Origin of the sequence: Mycobacterium colombiense, from assembly GCF_003284975.1 — a bacterium.
In the GTDB taxonomy this organism is placed as follows: domain Bacteria; phylum Actinomycetota; class Actinomycetes; order Mycobacteriales; family Mycobacteriaceae; genus Mycobacterium; species Mycobacterium europaeum_A.
This window is the reverse complement of the sequence record NZ_QMEU01000020.1, coordinates 1-21,984: the sequence shown is the minus strand read 5'-3', so window position 1 is coordinate 21,984 and position 21,984 is coordinate 1. Positions and strand designations below refer to the sequence as shown.

The window sequence follows — 21,984 nt, the reverse complement described above, 5'->3', positions numbered from 1 at the left end:
CTTGGTGGGGGTTGTGTAGTGGAGCGTGTTGACCGGGCTGTTCCGGTGACGCGGGGTCAGCTCGACATCTGGCTGGCGCTGCAAACGGGCTACTTCGATGTGGCTTGGCAGCTGGGTGTCCTCGTCCATATCCAGGGCGTCATCGACACCGGTTTGTTGCACGACGCTATGCGACATGTGGTCAATGAGGCTGAGAGCCTACGGGCTTCGTTTTTCGAGGTGGACGGCCAGGTCTTCCAGAAGGCCGTCGAATACGACGATGTCGATCTGGTCTTCTATGACCTGACCGATGCGCGCGATCCGGAGCGGGAAGTCCGCGAGACGGCCGCATCGATTCAGCGGACGCCGATGCCGCTCACCGGCCCGATGATCAAGTTCGCGCTGTTCCGCACCGGGCCCGACGAACACTACTGGTTCACCACCTGCCATCACATCGCCATCGACGGGATGGGCATCGCCCTGGTGGGCCGGCGGATCGCGGCGGTGTACTCCGCGCTTGCCGCCGGGAAACCGATTCCGCCCGCCTTCTTCGGGTCGCTGCAAGACCTCGCCAGTGGCGAGCTGGAGTATGAGTCGTCCACCAAATTCCTTGAGGATCACGAATATTGGGCCGCGCACCGGCCGTCGGGCGCCGAGGCGGACTATCCGTCGACGGTCGCCGACGATGGGCGCGACCCGTATTCGCCTTCTCCGCCAGTCCAATTGGACGAGGCCGTCATCGGCAAGGTCAAGGAGCTGTCCAAGGCGCTGCGCATCCGCCGGTCCTCGGTGCTCACGGCGGCGTGCGCACTGCTGGTCCGCGGCTGGTCGGCCGACGGCTCGGACGAGGTCGTGCTCGACTTCCCGGTGAGCAGGCGAGTCGATCCGGAGTCCAAGACGCATCCCGGCATGCTCGCCGGGGTGGTGCCGCTGGTGCTCAACGCCGCGCCGGACGCGACGTTCGCCGACTTCTGCCGCCAGGTCGACGCGCGATCACGAGAAGCATTGCGGCATCAGCAATTTCCGACCCGCACGCTGGATGGCGAAAGTCACTTCAGCGGCCCCAGGCAGGCGCCCAACCGCGTCGTCGTCAACTTCGTCCCGGCGCGGCTCACGCTCAGCCTGGGTGACATCCCGGCGACCGCGAAGTACACCAGCTTCGGCCCGGTGGGCCATTTCGGGCTGTTCTTCCTCGGATTCGGCGATCAGCAGTTCCTGAGCACGGTCGGCACCGGGCAACCCTTCGCCAACTTTGACGTCACGGATCTGGGGGAGCGGCTGCAGCGGATTCTGGCGACCATCGCCGCGGGTCCGGACCGGCAGTTGTCGTCGCTGGACGTGCTGCATGCCGACGAGCGTGCCCGGTTGAACGAGCTTGGCAACACAGCGGTTTTGACCGATCCGGCTACCGCGCCGATGTCGGTGCCGGAGTTGTTCGCCGCACAGGTCAGCCGGGCGCCGCAGGCGGTGGCGCTGGTATGCGAGGGCGCGTCGGTGACGTACCGCGAACTCGACGCGGCGGCGAACCGGTTGGCGCATCACCTGACGGCCCACGGCGCCGGCCCGGGACAGACTGTGGCGCTGATGTTTTCGCGGTCCGCCGAGGCGGTCGCGACTATCCTCGCGGTGCTCAAGACCGGGGCGGCCTACCTGCCGATCGACCCGTCGTCGCCGGGGACGCGGATCGAATTCATGCTTGCCGACGCGCAGCCGATCGCCGCGGTGACGACCGCCGACCTGGCGCAGCGGTTCGGCGGCCTCGGCGTGACCGTCGTCGATGTCAACGATCCGCGCATCGACGCCCGGCCCGCCACGGCGCTGTCGGTGCCCGACCCGGCCGATATCGCCTACCTGATCTACACCTCGGGCACCACGGGCGTCCCCAAAGGCGTTGCGGTGACTCATCGCAACGTCACGCAGCTGATCGGTTCGCTGGACGCGGGGCTTCCGGCCGCCGGCGTGTGGTCGCAGTGCCACTCGTATGCCTTCGACGTGTCGGTCTGGGAGATCTTCGGCGCCCTGCTGCGCGGCGGACGCGTGGTGGTGGTGTCCGAAGACGTAACCCGTTCCCCCGACGAGTTCCACGACGTGTTGGTGGCCGAGGAAGTCAGCGTGTTGACGCAGACGCCGTCGGCGGTGGCGATGCTGTCGCCGCAGGGGCTGGAGTCGGTGGCGCTGGCGGTGGTCGGCGAGGCCTGCCCGGCCGAGGTGGTGGACCAGTGGGCGCCCGGCCGGGTGATGGTGAACGCGTACGGACCGACCGAGACCACCATGTGTGTGGCGATCAGCGCCCCGCTGACGCGGGGATCCGGGACGCCGCCGATCGGTCTGCCGGTGGACGGCGCGGCCCTGTTCGTGCTCGACGGTTGGATGCGTCCGCTCCCGTCGGGCGTGGTGGGTGAGCTGTATGTGGCCGGTGCCGGGGTGGCCGCCGGGTATGTGGGGCGGGCCGGGCTGACGGCGTCGCGGTTCGTGGCGTGCCCCTTCGGGGCGCCCGGGGCGCGCATGTATCGCACCGGCGACCTCGCGTGCTGGGATGCCGACGGTCAGCTGCGCTACCTGGGCCGCGCCGACGAGCAGGTCAAGATCCGCGGCTACCGCATCGAGCTCGGCGAGGTCCAGGCCGCGCTGGCCGCACTCGACGGTGTCGAGCAGGCCGTGGTGATCGCGCGCGAGGACCGGCCCGGCGACAAACGCCTGGTCGGCTACGTCACCGGGACCGCCGACCCGGCCGAGGCGCGCACCGCGCTGGCCGACCAGCTCCCGACCCACATGGTGCCGGCCGCGGTGGTCGCCCTGGACGCGCTGCCGCTCACGTCCAACGGCAAGCTGGACACCCGCGCTTTGCCGGTGCCTGAATACGGCACGGGCGAGTATCGCGCGCCGAGCAACGCCGTCGAGGAAATCCTGGCGGGCATCTACGCCGAGGTGCTCGGCGTGCAGCGGGTCGGCGTGGACGAGTCGTTCTTCGAACTGGGCGGCGACAGCATCCTGTCGCTGCAAGTCGTGGCGCGAGCGCGCGCCGCCGGCCTGACGTGCCGGCCACGAGACGTCTTCGTCGAACAGACCGTGGCCCGGCTGGCCCGGGTGGCCGGCGTCAGCGACGGGGCCGCCGAGGTGGTCGACGAGGGCGTCGGCCCGGTGCAGGCCACCCCGATCATGCGGTGGCTGCGCGACATCGATAGCGCCGGCAGCCCGATTGATCAGTTCAACCAGACCATGATGGTCCAGGCCCCGGCCGGGGTGACCGAGGCGGACGTCGCAATCGTGTTGCAGGCCTTGGTGGATCGGCACGCCATGCTGCGGCTGCGCGTCGACGACGACGAGGCCGGCGGTTGGTCGCTGCGGGTGCCCGAGCCAGGGTCGGTGCGGGCACAGGACTGCCTGCGATCGGTGGACGAGCTGTCCGACGAGGCGCTGCGCAACGCGCGGGCGCGGCTGGACCCGGCCGCCGGGGTGATGCTGAGCGCGCTGTGGCTCGAGGCCACCGGCCAGTTGGCCGTGATCATTCACCACCTGGCCGTCGACGCCGTGTCGTGGTGGATCCTGTTGGAAGACCTCAACATCGCCTGGGCGCTACACAGCGCGGGGCAGCCGGTGGAGCTGGCGCCGGCGGGAACGTCGTTCGCCCGGTGGTCGGCGGTGCTGGCCGAGCACGCGCATCGCCCCGAGGTCGTGAGCAAGCTGGGTGCCTGGAAAAAGGTGACCGCCACGCCCCCCGCGCTGCCGGCGGCCACCCCCGAAGTGGACACCTACGCCTCGGCCGGGCGGTTGTCGGTGGAGCTGGATGCCGAGACGACCGGCGCGCTGATCGGCGACGTGCCGACCGCGTTCCATGCCGGCATTCAGGACATCCTGCTGATCGCGTTCGGTCTGGCCTGGGCGGAATTCCTGGGTGGCGCCGACGCGATCGGCATCGACGTCGAGGGCCACGGACGGCGCGAGGAACTCGCCGCGGACATCGACTTGTCTCGCACCGTCGGGTGGTTCACCACCAAATATCCGGTGTCACTGGGCGTGGCCGGGCTCGAGTGGGCCCAGGTGGTGGCCGGCGACGCGGCGCTGGGCGCGGTGATCAAACACGCCAAGGAGCAGCTGCGCGCCCTGCCGGATCCGCTGAGCTACGGGTTGCTGCGCTACCTCAACGCCGAGGTCGAGCTGGCCGGCCCCGACCCGTCGATCGCCTTCAACTACCTGGGACGCCAAGGCGCGGTGTCGGATTCGGCGGGCGAGGGCTGGCGCATCAGCCAGGAAGGCCTGACCCTGATCGGGGCCGCCGCGGCGGTGCCGATGCCGCTGATGCACACCGTCGAACTCAACGCCGGCACCATCGACACCGGCACCGGACCACACCTGCACGCCGAATGGACTTGGGCGCCATCGGTTCTCGACGCGGCACAGATCACCCGCTTGAGCCGGCTGTGGTTCGAGGCTCTGGCCGGCGTGTGCGCGCACGTGCGCGCCGGCGGCGGCGGCCTGACCCCGTCCGACATCGCGCCGGCCCGGCTGAGCCAGCACGAGATCGACGAGCTGGCGACCCAGCATCACATCGCCGACATCCTGCCGCTGACCCCGCTGCAACAGGGACTGCTCTTTCACTCGAGCACCGCGCAGGGCAGCGACGACATGTACGCGGTGCAGCTCGACTTCACCCTCACCGGACCGCTTGACCCCGACCGCCTGCGCGACGCCGTGCACACCGTCGTCAACCGACATCCACACCTGGCGGCGCTGTTCTGCGACCGCTACGACGAGCCGGTCCAGATCATCCCCGCCGACCCGGTGGTGCAGTGGCAGTACCTCGATCTGGACGGCACCGACGCCGACCGGCGGATCGAGCAGCTGTGCGCCGCCGAGCGCGCGGCGGTGCGCGACCTGTCGGGCGAGGCCGCGTTCCGCGTGGCGCTGATCCGCACCGCGGCCGGCCGGCACCGGTTCGTGCTGACCAACCACCACATCCTGCTCGACGGCTGGTCGCTGCCGATCCTGCTGCGGGAGATCTTCACCAGCTACTACGGCCAACGGCTACCCGCCGCCGGCTCCTACCGGGCGTTCCTCACCTGGCTGGCCGATCGAGACCTCGACGCCGCCAGGGACGCCTGGGGCCAGCTGCTGTCCGGCTTCGAAACGCCCACCCTGGTCGGACCGCAGGACCGGCTGGGCCAAGGCGACCGCGGCTTCGAAAAGTCTTGTGTGCCTGAGCAAATCACCGGGGCCCTGACCGATCTGGCGCGCTCCTGCCACACCACCGTCAGCACCGTCCTGCAGGCGGCCTGGGCCGTGGTGCTGACCTCTGTGACCGGCCAGCACGACGTCGTCTTCGGCACCCCGCGATCGCGTGTCGGCCAATTGGAGGTCGACGACGCCGAACAGATGGTGGGGCTGCTGATCAACACGGTGCCGGTGCGCGCCGACATCCGCGCGAGCACCACCACCGCAGACCTGTTGGCCCAGTTGCAGAGCAGCCACAACGACGCGCTCGAGCACCAACACCTGGCGCTCAGCGAAATTCACCGCGTCACGGGCCACGATCAGCTCTTCGACACGCTGTTCGTCTACGAGAACTACCCCGTCGAGAGCGGCATGACGCTGGGCCCCGACGGGCTGGCCATCGCCGAGTTCACCAACCGGGAGTACAACCACTACCCGCTGACCGTCGAGGCCCTGCCCGGCAGCGAACTGGGACTGCACGTCGAATACGACGCCGACGTGTTCGACCCCGCCGGCATCGCCTCGCTGCTGGACCGATTCCAGCGTGTGCTGGTGGCGATGACCAGCGATCCGACCCGGCGGCTCTCGGAGGTCGAACTGCTGGACCGCGACGAGCGCGAGCTGGTGCTGGCGCGGCTGTCGGGTGCCGGTGTCACCGGGCCGGTCGGGGTGGCACCGCAGCTGCTGGCCGCGGCCCTGGCGATCGCCCCGGACGCGCCGGCGGTGGTCGACGGTGCGCGGGAACTGTCCTATCGTGAACTCGACGAGTGGTCGACGAGGTTGGCGCGCAAGCTGATTGACGCGGGTGTGGGCCCGGAGCGCGCCGTGGGCGTCGCGGTGGGCCGGTCCGCGGAACTGGTGGTCGCCTGGTGGGCCGTGGTCAAGGCGGGCGGCATCCACGCGCCGGTGGACCTGGATCATCCGGTCGAACGGGTCGCCGCGGTGCTGGACGCCATCGGCGCGGTGTGCGTGTTGGCGCGTGGCGCCGACGAGGTCGCCGGCGCCGGGTCGCGCCGCGTGCTGCGAATCGACGGCCTGGACCTGTCCGGCTACGGCGCCGCGGCGATCACCGACGCCGACCGTCTGGCGCCGCTGACCGCTCGCGGCAGCGCCTACGCGATCTTCACGTCGGGCTCGACCGGCACCCCCAAAGGCGTGCTGGTCAGCCACGCCGGCCTGCTGGGATGGGCTGCGGCGCAATGCGAAGCGTCCGAGTTGGACACCGACACCCGGGTGCTGATGGTGGCCTCGCCGACCTTCGACGCGTCGGTCGGCGAGATGGTGCTGGCGGCCGCGGCCGGCGCCGCGCTGGTGGTGGCGCCACCGCAGGTTTACGCCGGCGAGCCGCTGACCGCCCTGCTGCAGAGCCAGCGCGTCAACGCGGCGTTCCTGACCCCGACGGTGCTGTCGTCGCTGGATCGCGCCCGGCTGCCCGGCTTCGACAAGCTGATGGTCGGCGGCGAGGCGTGCCCGAAGGAATTGGTCGCCGCCTGGGCGCCCGGTCGGCGGATGTTCAACGTCTACGGCCCGAGCGAGGCCACCATCTGGGTCACCTCCAGCGCGCCGCTGTCGGCCGAGGCACCGGTTCGCATCGGCACCCCGCTGCCGGGAGTGTGCGCGGTGGTGCTCGACGCCTGGCTGAAGCCGGTTCCCGTCGGCGTGGTGGGCGAGCTGTACGTGAGCGGGCCGGCGCTGGCGCACGGCTACATGGGCCGGGTGGACCTGACAGCGGAACGCTTCGTGGCCAACCCATTTGGCGGCCCCGGGGACCGCATGTACCGCACCGGCGACCTGGTGCGCTGGACGCGCGACGGGGACCTGGAGTTCGTCGGGCGCGCCGACAGCCAGATCAAACTGCGCGGCCAGCGCATCGAGCTGGGCGAAATCGAGAACACCCTGCTGGCCTGCCCGCAGGTCACCCAGGCCGCCGTCACCGTGCTCGACAGCGCCACCGGCGCGCATCTGGTCGCCTACGTCACGCTCGACCACACCATCGGCGCCGACCACGACGAGGGCAACGTCGAAGAGTGGCAACACCTTTACGACGATCTCTACGGCGCCGACCTCGAGTCGCGGTTCGGGATGGACTTCCGCGGCTGGAACAGCAGCTACACCGGGGACCCGATCCCGCTCGCGGAGATGATCGAGTGGCGGGCGGCCACGGTGGACCGGATCACGGACCTGCAACCGCGACGCGTGCTCGAGATCGGCGCCGGCTCGGGGCTGCTGCTGTCGCAGCTCGCCCCGCACTGCGAAGAATATCTGGCCACCGATTTCTCGCCGGTGGCCATCGAGAACCTGGCCCGCTCAATGGAGCAGCTGCAGCTGCCCTGGAGTGACCGGGTCCGGCTGCGGACCCAGCCGGCCCACGTCACCGACGGGCTGCCCCGCGGCCACTTCGACACCGTCATCCTCAACTCGGTCGTTCAGTATTTCCCGAACGCGGGCTATCTGGCCGAGGTCATCGACAACGCCATGGAGCTGCTGGCCCCCGGTGGCGCCGTGTTCATCGGTGACGTGCGAAACCACAGCCTGCAGGGCGCATTCCAGACCGCGATCGCGCTGTCGCGCGGCGGCGCCGCCGCCACCGAGGCCGCCGATATCCGTCAGCGCGTCCGCCACGCCATGCTCGGCGAGACCGAATTGCTCTTGGCGCCGGAGTTTTTCACCACCTGGGCGGTCAGCTGCCCGTCGGCTGGCGGCGTCGACATCCAGGTCAAACGCGGCTTCGCCGACAACGAACTCAACCGCTACCGCTACGACGTCGTCATCCGCAAAGCGCCCGCGGCCGTACGCTCGGTCGGCGACGCGCCCACCTGGTCGTGGGCCGAATGCGCGGGTTCCGACGGGCTGGGCGACGTGCTGGCGTCCCAGCGTCCCGCCGTTGTGCGCGTCACCGACATCCCGCACGCCGGGGTCATCGCGGACGTTCGCGTGGAAACGGCGCTCGCCGAGGGCCAACCCGTGGCCGACGCGCTCGCCGCCGCCGACGCCGTGGCCGGCGCCGCCGTCGCCGAAGAGGTGCACCGCATCGGCGAGGCCGCCGGGTATCGCGTCGCGGTGACCTGGGGTGCGGTACCCGGCACTCTCAGCGCGGTTTTCGTCGACACCGGCGACGTCGACTACGCCGCGCCCCTGACCGACGTCTACCTGCCCCCCACCGGTTCCCGGCGGCGCACCAGCCACGCCAATGACCCCCGCACCAACACCAAGATCGGCGAGGTGCGCGAGCGGCTCAGCGCGTGGCTGCCGGAATACATGGTGCCGGCACACATTGTGGCGCTTGAGGAATTTCCGATGACCTCGTCGGGCAAGCTCGACCGAAAGGCCCTTCCGGAGCCGGAATACCAGGACGTGGACCGCTACCGCGCCCCGGCCACCGCGGCCGAGGAGATCCTGGTCGGCATCTACGCCCAGGTGCTCGGCCTGGAGCGGGTGGGCGTCGACGACTCGTTCTTCGATCTGGGCGGGGATTCGCTGTCGGCGATGCGCCTGATCGCCGCGGTGAACACCAGCCTGAACTCCGATCTCGGTGTGCGGGCCGTCTTCGAGGCGCCGACGGCCGCCGAGCTGGCCCTGCTGGCCGGCGGCGACGGCGACCGGCCGGAGCCGCTGGTGGCGGGGGAGCGCCCGGCGGTGATTCCCCTGTCGTTCGCCCAGACCCGGTTGTGGTTCATCGACCAATTCCAGGGCCCGTCACCGATTTACAACGTCACCGTGGCGCTGCGGCTGCGCGGGCAGCTGGACACCGGTGCGTTGGCCGCGGCGCTGGCCGACGTCGTGGACCGCCACGAGAGCCTGCGCACGGTGTTCGCCGCGGCCGACGGGATCCCGCAGCAGGTGGTGATTCCCCCCGACCAGATCGGCTTCGCCTGCGAGGTCGTCGATGCCCGCGGCTGGCCCGAGGACCGGCTGCGCGAGCGCATGGCCGCCGCAGCCCAGTACGCGTTCGACCTGTCGAGCGAAAGCCCGCTGCACACAAAGCTTTTCACCGTCACCGACACCGAACACCAGCTGGTGGTCGCGGTGCACCACATCGCCGCCGACGGCTGGTCGATCACCCCGTTCGCACGCGACCTGGGGGTGGCATACGCCAGCCGGTGCGCGGGACGCGCACCCGACTGGGCCCCGCTGGCGGTGCAGTACGTGGATTACACGCTTTGGCAGCGCACGTATCTCGGCGACGTGGACGACAGCGGTAGCCGCATCGCCGCGCAGCTGGACTACTGGACCGACGCGTTGGCCGGGCTGCCCGAGCGCCTGCAGCTACCCACCGACCGGCCCTACCCGCAGGTGGCCGACCACCGGGGCGCCCGATTGGCGGCGGACTGGCCGGCGGAGCTGCAGCAACAGGTGCAGCGGGTGGCCCGCGAACACAATGCCACCCCCTTCATGGTGATTCAGGCGGCGTTCGCCGCGCTGCTGTCCAAGATCAGCGCCAGTACCGATGTGGCGGTGGGCTTCCCGATCGCCGGGCGCTCCGAACGCGCGCTCGACGAGCTGATCGGGTTCTTCGTCAACACCCTGGTGCTGCGCGTCGACGTGGCGGGCGACCCGACGTTCGCCGAGCTGCTGGCCCAGGTGCGGCGGCGCAGCCTGGCCGCCTTCGAGCACCAGGACGTCCCCTTCGAACTGCTGGTGGAACGGCTCAACCCCACCAGGAGCATGGCCCACCACCCGCTGATCCAGGTGCTGCTGGGTTGGGAGAACTTCCCCGGCGAGGTCACTGCGCCCGCGGGCGGGTTGGCCCTGGGCGACCTGCAGGTCACACCGATGCCGTTGCACACCAACACCGCTCGCATGGATCTGACGTTCTCGCTGGCCGAACGGTTCACCGAGTCCGGTTCGCGCGCCGGCATCGCGGTGACGGCGGAGTACCGCACCGACGTATACGACGCGGACACCGTCGAGGCGATGATCGAACGGCTGCAGCGGCTGCTGACGGCCGTCACCGCCGAGCCGGAGCGCCGGTTGTCATCGGTGGACCTGCTGGACACCGCCGAGCACGCCCGGCTGGCCGCGTGGGGCAACGAGGCCGTGCTGGCCGACCCGATGGAGCCGGTGACCGTTGCCGGACTGTTCGCCGCGCAGGCGGCGCGCACCCCGGACGCGGTGGCGCTGACGTTTGAGGACCGGTCCATGACCTACCGGGAGCTCGACGAGGCGGCCAATCGGTTGGCACATCTGCTGGTCGAGTCCGGTGCGGGCCCGGGTGAGTTTGTCGCGCTGCTGTTTTCGCGCTCGGCCGAGGCGATCGTGGCGATCCTGGCGGTGCTCAAGTCCGGGGCGGCGTATCTGCCGATCGACCCGGCGTTGCCGGCCGCGCGGGTGGAGTTCATGCTGACCGATGCCGCCCCGAAGGTCGCGGTCACCACCGCGGAGCTGGCCGACACGTTCGATGGCTTCGACCTGACCGTGATCGACGTGGCCGACCCGGCGGTCGCGGCCCAGCCGGGCACCCCGCCGCCGGCGCCGGCGCCCACCGATCTGGCGCACGTCATCTACACGTCCGGCACCACGGGCGTGCCCAAAGGTGTTGCGGTGACCCAACACAACGTCGCGCAGCTATTCGATGACCTGCGGCTCGGGTTCGCCTTGTCGGCCGAGCAGGTGTGGACCCAGTTCCACTCGTATGCCTTTGATTTCTCGGTGTGGGAGATCTGGGGGGCGCTGCTGCACGGCGGGCGCCTGGTCGTGGTCCCCGGCGCGGTGGCCCGCTCGCCCGAGGAGTTCCACGCCCTGCTGGTGCGCGAGGGCGTCACGGTGCTGACCCAGACGCCGTCGGCGGTGGGGCTGCTGCCCACCGACGGCCTGGACTCCACGGCGTTGGTGATTGGCGCCGAGCCCTGTCCGCCGGAGCTGGTGGACCGCTGGGCGCCGGGCCGGGTGATGGTCAACGTGTACGGCCCCACCGAGACGACCATGTGGGCCTGCAAGAGCGCCCCGCTCCAGGCGGGCTCGGGATTCCCGCCGATCGGCTCACCGGTCACCCGTGCGGCGTTCTTCGTGCTCGACGAATGGCTGCGCCCGGTGCCCGCCGGCGTGGTGGGTGAGCTGTATCTGGCCGGCGAGGGCGTCGGCGTCGGGTACTGGCGCCGCCCCGGGCTGACCGCATCGCGCTTTGCGGCCTGCCCGTTCGGCGAACCCGGCACCCGCATGTACCGCACCGGCGACCTGGTGTGCTGGGGCCCCGACGGGCAGCTGCGCTACCTGGGCCGCGCCGACGAGCAGGTCAAGATTCGCGGCTACCGCATCGAACTCGGCGAAATCCAGGCGGCCCTGTCCGCGCTCGACGGGGTGGAGCAGGCGGTCGTCGTCGCCCGCGAGGACCGCCCCGCGGCCTTGCGCCTGGTCGGTTATGTCACCGGCTCGACCGACCCGGGCAAGGCGCGCGCCGCGCTGGGCGAGCGACTGCCGGGGTACATGGTCCCGGCGGCGGTGGTGGTGCTCGACGCGCTGCCGGTGACGCTCAACGGCAAGCTCGACACCCGCGCCCTGCCCGCGCCGGACTACCGGACCGCTGGCAATTACCGCAACTATCGCGCCCCGAGCACCGCGGTCGAGGAGATCGTGGCCGGCATTTACGCCCAGATCCTGGGGGTGGAACGCGTCGGGGTCGACGACTCGTTCTTCGACCTGGGCGGCGATTCGCTGTCCACCATGCGGCTGGTCACCGCGATCAATGCCGCGCTGGATAGCGACCTTCCGGTGCGCGTCGTCTTCGAGGCGCCCACCGTTGCGCAGCTGGCGCCGCGCATCGCGGAGAGCGCGGCCGGCCTGGAGCCGCTGGTGGCCGCCGCGCGGCCCGCGGTGGTGCCATTGTCGTTCGCGCAGAACCGGTTGTGGTTCATCGACCAATTCCAGGGCCCGTCACCGCTGTACAACATGGCGGCGGCGCTGCGGCTGCGCGGGCGGCTCGACGCCCGGGCCCTGTCCGTCGCGCTGACCGACGTGGTGAGCCGCCACGAAAGCCTGCGCACCCTGTTCCCGGCGCACGAGGGAACGCCCCAACAGCTGGTGGTGCCCGTCGAGCGCGCCGACATCGGCTGGGACGTCATCGACGCCACCGCCTACTCGGCGGACCAGCTGGACGACGCCATCAAGGCGGCGACGCGCCATACGTTCGACCTGGCGACCGAAATCCCCATCCGCGCAATCCTTTTCGCGGTTGCCGAGGACGAGCACATCCTGGTGATCGTGGTCCATCACATCGCCGCGGACGGTTTGTCGCTCACGCCGTTGAGCGCCGACCTCAGTGTGGCCTACACCAGCCGGCGTGCCGGGCACGCCCCGGGCTGGGCCGAATTGTCGGTGCAGTACATCGATTACACGCTCTGGCAGCGCGCCCAGTTCGGCGACCTCGACGACGCCTCCAGCCGCATCGGCGGCCAGCTGGCCTACTGGGAACAAGCCCTGGCGGGCATGCCCGAGCGGTTGGCGCTGCCCACCGACCGGCCCTACCCGCCGGTGGCCGATCAGCGCGGCGACAGCGTGGTGGTGGACTGGCCCGCGGAATTGCAGGAGCAGGTTCGCCGGCTCGCCCGCGAGCACAACGCGACCAGCTTCATGGTGGTGCAGGCCGCGCTGGCCGTGCTGCTGTCCAAGATCGGCGCGAGTTCCGATGTGGCCGTTGGCTTTCCGATCGCCGGGCGGCGCGACCCCGCCCTCGACCAGCTGGTCGGTTTCTTCGTCAACACCCTGGTGCTTCGGGTCGACCTGGCCGGTGACCCCACCTTCGCCGAACTGCTGGAGCGCGTCCAGGCGCGCAGCCTGGCGGCGTTCGAGCATCAGGACGTGCCGTTCGAGGTGCTGGTGGAGCGGGTCAATCCGACCCGGAGCCTGACGCACCACCCGCTGGTGCAGGTGATGCTGGCCTGGCAGAACTTCGCCGGGCATGACGACCCCGCCGCCGGCCTGACGCTGGGCGACCTCGAGGTCACCTCCGTACCGGTGGCCGACCAGTCGGCCCGCATGGACCTGGTGTTCTCCCTGGCCGAACGCTGGACCGCGGCCGGCGAGGCCGCCGGGATCGGCGGACGGGTGGAATTCCGCACCGATGTGTTCGACGCGGCCACCGTCGAGACTTTGATCGCGCGGCTGCAGCGGGTGCTGACCGCGATGACCGCCGATCCCACCCACCCGGTGTCGTCGGTGGATGTGCTCGACGATGCCGAGCACGCCCGCCTCAAAGAGCTTGGAAACAATGCCGTTTTGACCGGGCCGGCCGGCCCTCCGGTGTCGGTGCCCGAACTGTTCGCCGCGCACGTCGCCGCCGCACCTGAGGCCGTGGCGCTGGTCTGCGAGGGCCTGTCGGTGACGTACCGCGAGCTGGACGAGGCGTCCAACCGGTTGGCGCACCGCCTGGCGGCGCAGGGCGCCGGTCCGGGACAGACTGTGGCACTGCTGTTTTCGCGGTCGGCCGAGGCGATCGCCGCCATCCTCGCGGTGCTCAAGACGGGGGCCGCCTACCTACCGATCGATCCCTCGTCGCCCGACGCCCGGATCGAGTTCATGCTCGGCGACGCCAAGCCCGTCGTCGCGATCACCACCGCCGACCTGGCCGCGCGGTTCGACGGACGCGGCGTGACCGTCATCGACGTCAACGATCGACGCATCGACACCCTGCCCGAAACGGGCCTGCCGCTGCCCGGGCCCGACGGCGTCGCCTACCTGATCTACACCTCGGGCACCACCGGTGTCCCCAAAGGCGTTGCCATCACCCACCGCAACGTGACCCAACTGCTGGGCTCACTGGACGCCGGGCTGCCGGCCGCGGGGGTGTGGTCGCACTGTCACTCGCTGGCGTTCGACGTCTCGGTCTGGGAGATCTTCGGCGCGCTGCTGCGCGGCGGCCGGCTGGTCGTGGTGCCCGAATCGGTGGCGCGTTCCCCGCAAGACCTGCACGACGTCCTGGTCGCTCGGCAAGTCAGCGTGTTGACCCAGACGCCGTCGGCGGTGGCGATGCTCTCGCCCGAGGGCCTGGAATCGGTGTCCCTGGTGATGGCCGGCGAGGCCTGCACGGCCGAGGTGGTGGACCAATGGGCGCCCGGCCGGGTGATGGTCAACGCCTACGGCCCGACCGAAACCACCATGTGTGTGACCATCAGCGCGCCCCTGGCGCCCGGGTCGGCGGCCCACGGACCGGTGCCGATCGGGTCCCCGGTGCCAGGGGCGGCGCTGTTCGTGCTCGACGCATCGTTGCGGCCGGTACCGCCCGGCGTCGTCGGGGAGCTCTACGTCGCCGGATCCGGTGTGGCCGCGGGATATGTCGGCCGGCCCGGGCTGACCGCGTCGCGGTTCGTCGCCTGCCCCTTCGGCGGAGCCGGGACGCGCATGTACCGCACCGGTGACCTGGTGCGCTGGAACGCCGACGGGCAACTGCAGTACTTCGGCCGCGCCGACGAGCAGGTCAAGGTCCGCGGCTACCGCATCGAGCTCGGCGAAATCCAGTCCGCGCTGACCGGAATCGACGGTGTCGAGCAGGCCGTGGTCGTCGCCCGCGAGGACCACCCGGGCGCCCTGCGGCTGGTCGGTTACATCACCGGCAGCGCCGACGCCGCCGCGGTCCGAAGCGCACTGGCCGAACGGCTGCCCGCGTACATGGTCCCCGCGGCGGTGCTGGGGCTCGAGGCGTTTCCGTTGACCGCCAACGGCAAACTGGACACCCGCGCCCTGCCGGCGCCCGAATACACCGCGGGTGAATACCGCGCGCCGCAAACCCCCACCGAAGAGATCCTGGCCGGCATCTACGCCGACATCCTGAACGCCGAACGCGTCGGCGTCGACGACTCCTTCTTCGACCTCGGCGGCGACAGCATCTCCGCCATGCGCCTGATCGCCGCGATCAACGCGAGCCTGGACGCCGACCTCGCCGTGCGGGTCGTGTTCGAGGCGCCCACGATCGCCCAGCTGGCACCCCGGCTCGGCGAGGGCGGCAACGGGCTGCAGCCCTTGACCGCCGGTACGCGGCCGGCGATCGTCCCGTTGTCGTTCGCGCAGAACCGGCTGTGGTTCCTCGACCAATTGCAAGGGCCCTCACCGGTGTACAACATGGCGGCCGCGCTGCGCCTGGACGGTGCGCTCGACGCCGATGCCCTCGGCGCGGCGCTGGGCGACGTGGTGGCCCGCCACGAGAGCCTGCGCACCCTGTTCGCCGCCCCCGAGGGGACGCCGCAGCAGGTGGTCATCCCCGCCGACAAGGCCGACTTCGGCTGGGAGGTTGTCGACGCCAGCGCCTGGTCGGCGAGCCAGCTAGACGAGGCGATCGGCGCCACCGCGCGCTACACCTTCGACCTGTCCTCCCAAATCCCTTTGCGCGCGGCGCTGTTCCGGCTCGACGAGGACCGGCATGTGCTGGTCGCCGTGGTGCACCACATCGCCGCCGACGGCATGTCCATCACCCCGCTGGTGCGCGACCTCGGGGTGGCGTACGCCGGCCGGGCCGCCGGCCGCGGCCCCGACTGGGCACCGCTGCCGGTGCAGTACGTCGACTACACGCTGTGGCAGCGCGCCCAATTCGGCGATCTCGACGACGGCAACAGCCGCATCGCCGCCCAGCTGTCCTACTGGGAGGGCGCCCTGGCCGGGATGCCGGACCGGGTGCAGTTGCCCACCGACCGGCCCTACCCGCTGGTGGCCGACCAGCGCGGCGCCACCGTCGAAATCGACTGGCCCACCGGACTGCAACAGCGCGTCGGGGAAGTGGCTCGCCACCACAACGCCACCAGCTTCATGGTGATCCAGACCGCGCTGACCGTGCTGCTGGCCAAGATCGGCGCCAATCCCGATGTGGCGGTGGGCTTCCCGATCGCCGGGCGGCGCGATCCCGCGCTCGACGAGCTGGTGGGCTTCTTCGTCAACACCCTGGTGCTCCGCGTCGAGGTGGCCGGCGACTCCAGCTTCGCCGACGTGCTGTCCCAGGTGCGCCAGCGCAGCCTGGCCGCCTACGAGCACCAGGACGTGCCGTTCGAGGTGCTGGTCGAGCGGCTGAACCCGACGCGAAGCCTGACCCATCACCCGCTCATCCAGGTGATGTTGGCCTGGCAGAACTTCGCCGGGCACGACGCCGGCCCCGCGGCCGGATTCACTTTGGGCGACGTCGATGTCACGCCGATTCCGGTGGACACCCAGACCGCCCGGATGGACCTGACCTTCTCGCTGGGCGAACGCTGGGACGAGCGCGGCCAACCCGCCGGAATCGGCGGAACCGTTGAATTCCGCACCGACGTCTTCGACGAGGACAGCATCCGGGCGGTCGTCGACCGGCTGCAGCGGGTGCTGCTCGCGATGACCGCCGATCCCGCCCAGGCGTTGTCCGCGATCGATCTGCTCGACGACACCGAGCACGCCCGGCTGGACGCGTTCGGCAACCGCGCCGCGCTGAGCGCATCCGCGCCCCAAACCGATTCCATCCCAGCCCTTTTCGCCGCGCAAGCAGCCCGCACCCCGGACGTCGTCGCGCTGGTCTGTGCCGGCCGCTCGCTGACCTACCGCGAGCTGGACGAGGCGTCGAACCGGTTGGCCCACCTGCTGGCCGGCCACGGTGCCCGCCCCGGACAGACTGTGGCGCTGCTGTTTTCGCGTTCGGCCGAGGCGATCGTGTCGATCCTGGCGGTGCTGAAGTCCGGGGCGGCCTACCTGCCGATCGACCCGGCGCTGCCCGAGGCGCGGATCGGATTCGTGCTCAACGACGCCGCCCCGATCGCCGCGATCACCACCGCCGACCTGAGCGACCGGCTCGACGGCCACGACGTCTCGGTCATCGACGTCAACGATCCCGCCGTCGACACCCGGCCCGCCACCGCGTTGCCCGCGCCGGCACCCGAACACCTCGCCTACCTGATCTACACCTCGGGTACCACCGGAGTCCCCAAAGGCGTTGCCGTCACCCATCGCAACGTCACCCAGCTGCTCGCGGCCGGGGACTCGGGACTGCCGCGTTCGGGCGTGTGGTCGCAATGGCATTCGCTGGCGTTCGACGTCTCGGTGTGGGAGATCTTCGGCGCCTTGCTGCACGGCGGCCGCCTCGTCGTCGTGCCCGAATCGGTGGCGCGCTCGCCGGAAGACCTGCATGCCCTGCTGGTTTCCGAACAGGTCAGCGTGCTCAGCCAAACCCCGTCCGCGGCGGGCGCGCTCGCGCCCGAGGGACTGGAGTCGGTCACGCTGGTGGTGGCCGGCGAGGCCTGCCCGTCCGAACTGGTCGACCGCTGGGCGCCGGGACGGGCGATGATCAACGCCTACGGCCCCACCGAGGCCACGGTGTACGCGGCCATCAGCGCACCGCTTCAGGCCGACGCACCGGGCGTGGTGCCGATCGGCTCCCCCGTGCCGGGCGCGGCGTCGTTCGTGCTCGACGAGTGGCTGCGGCCGGTGCCGCCGGGCGTGATCGGCGAGCTGTACGTGGCCGGCGCCGGCGTGGCCTGCGGCTACTGGCGGCGGTCGGCATTGACCGCGTCGCGGTTCGTGGCCTGCCCGTTCGGCGGCCCGGGATCGCGCATGTACCGCACTGGCGACCTGGTGCGCTGGCGCGCGGACGGGCAGCTGGACTACCTGGGCCGCGCCGACGAGCAGGTCAAGATCCGCGGCTACCGCATCGAACTCGGCGAGGTGCGCGCGGCACTGGCCTGGGTGGACGGCGTCGAGCAGGCGGTCGTGGTGGCGCGCGAGGACCGCCCCGCGGCCTTGCGCCTGGTCGGCTATGTCACCGGCACCGCCGACCCGGCCGCGGTGCGCGCCGCGCTGGCCGAGCGGCTGCCGGGCTACATGATTCCGACCGCCGTGGTGGTGATGCAGGCCCTGCCGCTCACCCCCAACGGCAAGCTCGACACCCGCGCGCTGCCGGCGCCGGAATACTCCGACGCCGACCGGTATCGGGCCCCCGACAACGCCATCGAAGAAATCCTGGCCGGAATCTACGCGCAGGTGCTCGGCCTCGAGCGCGTCGGCGTCGACGACTCGTTCTTCGACCTGGGCGGCGACAGCATCTCGTCGATGCAGGTGGTGACGCGGGCGCGCGCCGCCGGCCTGGTGTGCAAGACGCGCGACATCTTCGTCGAGCAGACGGTGGCCCGGCTGGCGCGGGTGGCCGAAGTGGTCGACGCCGCGACCGCCGTGGCTGATGAGGGCCTCGGGCCGGTGCAGGCCACCCCGATCATCCGCTGGCTGCGCGACGTCGCGAACGCCGGCGGTGACGTTGCCCAGTTCAACCAGGCCATGCTCGTGCAGGCCCCCGCCGCGGTCACCGAGGCCGACGTCGTCACGGTGCTGCAGGCCCTGCTGGATCGCCACGCCATGCTGCGGCTGCACGTCGACGACGACGCCGCCACCGGTTGGTCGCTGACGGTGCCCGAGCCCGGCTCGGTGGACGCCCGCGCCTGCCTGCACGTGGTGGACGAACTGTCCGACATCGCGGTCATCGAGGCGCGGTCGCGGCTGAACCCCGCCACCGGCGTGCTGCTGCGTGCGGTGTGGGCCAGCGCCACCCGTCAACTGGTCGTGATCGTTCATCACCTGGCCGTCGACGGCGTATCGTGGCGAATCCTGTTGCAGGACTTGAACCTCGCCTGGGCACAGCATCACGGCGGACAGCCGGTGGCGCTGCCGAGCGTGGGCACCTCGTTCGCCCGCTGGTCGGCACGACTGGCCGAGCATGCGCACCATCCGGATGTGACGGGACAGGCCGACACCTGGCAGCGGATGGCGGCCACGGCGGCCACACCCGCGGCGCTGCCCGCGGTGCGCCCCGAGGTCGACACCTTCGCCACGGCCGGACACCTCTCGATGGAGCTGGACGCCGAGACCACCGGCATGCTGCTCGGTGACGTGCCCGCGGCGTTTCACGCCGGCGTGCAAGACATCCTGCTGATCGCGTTCGGGCTGGCCTGCGCGGAATTCTCGGGTGGCGGCGCGCCGGTAGGCATCGAGGTCGAAGGCCACGGGCGCCACGAGGAGCTGGGCCGCGACGTCGACCTGTCCCACACCGTGGGCTGGTTCACCACCAAGTACCCGGTAGCGCTTGCGCTGCAAGACATTTCCTGGGCGCAGGTCGCCGCCGGCGCCGACGCGCTGGGCGCGGTGCTCAAGGACGCGAAGGAACAGCTGCGCGCCCTGCCCGACCCGCTGAGCTACGGGCTGCTGCGCTACCTGAACCCCGACGTCGACCTGGACGCGCCGGAGCCGTCGATCGGCTTCAACTACCTGGGACGCCAGGGCGGCGCGGCCGAGCTCACCGACGACATGTGGCGGCCCGACCCCCACGGCTGGACCGTCACCCGCGCGGCGACCGCGATACCGATGCCGCTGATGCACACGCTCGAGCTGAACGCGGTCACCGTCGACTCCGCGGCCGGACCGCAGCTGCACGCCAACTGGACCTGGGCGCCCTCGGCGTGCAGCGACGAGCAGGTCACCAGGCTGGGCCGGCTGTGGTTCGAGGCCCTGGCCGGCATCTGCGCGCACGTGCGTTCCGGTGGCGGCGGCCTGACGCCGTCCGACATCGCGCCCGCCCGCCTCACCCAGCCGCAGATCGATCAGCTTGCGCGCCAATACAATATCGCCGACGTGCTGGCGCTGACCCCGGTCCAGCAGGGGCTGCTCTTCCACGCCAACACCGCCCGGGCGAGCGACGATCTGTATGCCGGACAGTTGGACATCAGCATCGCCGGCCCGCTCGACCCCGACCGGCTGCGCGGCGCCGTGCAGACGATGATCGGCCGCCATCCCAACCTGGTCGCCCGGTTCTGGGACGACTACGACGAGCCCGTCCAGATCATCCCGGCCGACCCGGCGGCGGCCTGGCGGTACGTCGAGCTGGACGGCGACCCCGACGCCGACGCGCAGATCCGGCGGCTGTGCGCGGCCGAGCGCGCCGCGGTCTGCGGCGACCTCGCCGACCAACCCGCCTTCCGGGTGGCGCTGCTGCGCATCGCCCCCGAGCGCTACCGGCTGGTGCTGACCAACCACCACATCGTGCTCGACGGCTGGTCGATGCCGATCCTGCTGGGGGAGATCTTCGCCGGCTACTACGGCCAGCGGCTGCCGGCGGCGGCGCCCTACCGCGCCTTCGTCGACTGGCTGGCCGCGCGCGACGTGGACGCCGCCCGAGCCGCCTGGGCCGAGGTGTTCGCCGGCTTCGACAGCCCGACCCTGGTCGGCCCGCAGGACCGCACCGAGCCCGGGCGGCAACGCGTCGAATCGTTCGCGCTGCCCGCCGAGCTCAGCCAGTCCATCACCGACCTGGCCCGCTCCTGCCACACCACCGTCAACACGGTGCTGCAGGCCGCGTTCGCGCAGCTGCTGTGCGCCCTGACCGGCCAGGGCGATGTCGTGTTCGGCACCACCGTGTCGGGCCGGCCCGCCGAGGTCGCCGGCGCGGAGAACATGGTCGGCCTGCTGATCAACACGGTGCCGGTGCGGGCGAACATCACCGCCACGACCACGACCGCCGAGCTGCTCGACCAGCTGCAAGGCGCCTACAACCACACGCTGGACCACCAGCACCTGGCGCTCAACGAGATCCACCGCATCACCGGCCAGGACCAGCTGTTCGACACGCTGTTCGCTTACGAGAACTATCCGATCGACGCCAGCGCGTTGTCCGCCGACCACGAGCTGGCCGTCACCGACATCACCACCCGTGAATCCACCCACTACCCGCTGACCATGCAGGCCCAGCCCGGAAAGGAGCTGCGCTTGCAGGTCGAATACGACACCGACGTCTTCGACGCGGCACGCATCGCGACGCTGATCGAACGGCTGCAGCGGGTGCTGGTCGTGATGACCGCCGACCCGGCGCGGCGGTTGTCGTCGATCGACCTGCTCGACGCCGCCGAACACGACCGGCTGGACGGCTGGGCCGACCGGGCGGTGCTCACCCGGCCCGCCACGCCGACGTCGATCCCGGCGCGCTTCGCCGCGCAGGTGGCGCGCAGCCCCCGGGCCGCGGCGGTGACCTTCGAGGGCCGGTCCATCAGCTACCGGGAACTCGACGAGAAGTCGAACCGGTTGGCGCACCTGCTGATCGGCCGCGGGGTGGGCCCGGGCGAGTCCGTGGCCCTGCTGTTCGGCCGCTCGGCCGACGCGATCGTGGCCATCCTGGCGGTGCTCAAGACCGGCGCGGCCTACCTGCCGATCGACCCGGCACTGCCCGCGGCCCGCATCGACTTCATGCTCACCGACACCGCGCCGACGGCCGCGATCACCGTCGCCGCGCTGGCGGACAAGCTGCACGCGCACGACCTGATCGTCATCGACATCAACGACCGCGCCGTGGCACGCCAGCCGCGCACCGCCCCGCCGGCGCCGGCGCCCGAACACGTCGCCCACATCATCTACACCTCCGGCACCACCGGTCTGCCCAAGGGCGTAGCCGTCAGCCACCACAACGTGACCCGCATGTTCGACGCGCCGGCCGTCGGCGTCGAGTTGTCGGCCGGGCAGGTGTGGACCCAGTTCCACTCGTACGCCTTCGACTACTCGGTGTGGGAGATCTGGGGTGCGCTGCTGCACGGCGGGCGGCTGGTCGTGGTGCCCGATTCGGTGGCCCGCTCACCCATGGAGTTGCACGCCCTGCTGGTCGCGGAGAAGGTCACCGTGCTGAGCCAGACCCCGTCGGCCGTGCGGATGCTCTCGCCGCAGGGCCTTCAGGCCGCGGCCCTGGTGATCGGGGCCGAGCCCTGCCCGCCCGAGCTGGTGGACCGCTGGGCGCCGGGCCGGACGATGGTCAACGTCTACGGCCCGACCGAGGCCACGATCTTCTCGTCGATGAGCACGCCGTTGGCGCCCGGCTCGGGGGCG

1 protein-coding gene is annotated in these 21,984 nt (G+C 71.0%); it reads left to right on the top strand.

Annotated elements, in window-relative coordinates; translation table 11 throughout:
- Positions 1-18: 18 nt before the first annotated feature.
- Positions 19-21,984, top strand: a 21,966-nt coding sequence (locus DQP58_RS09665) for a non-ribosomal peptide synthase/polyketide synthase (RefSeq protein ID WP_112708232.1), incomplete at its 3' end; no start/stop codon positions are given.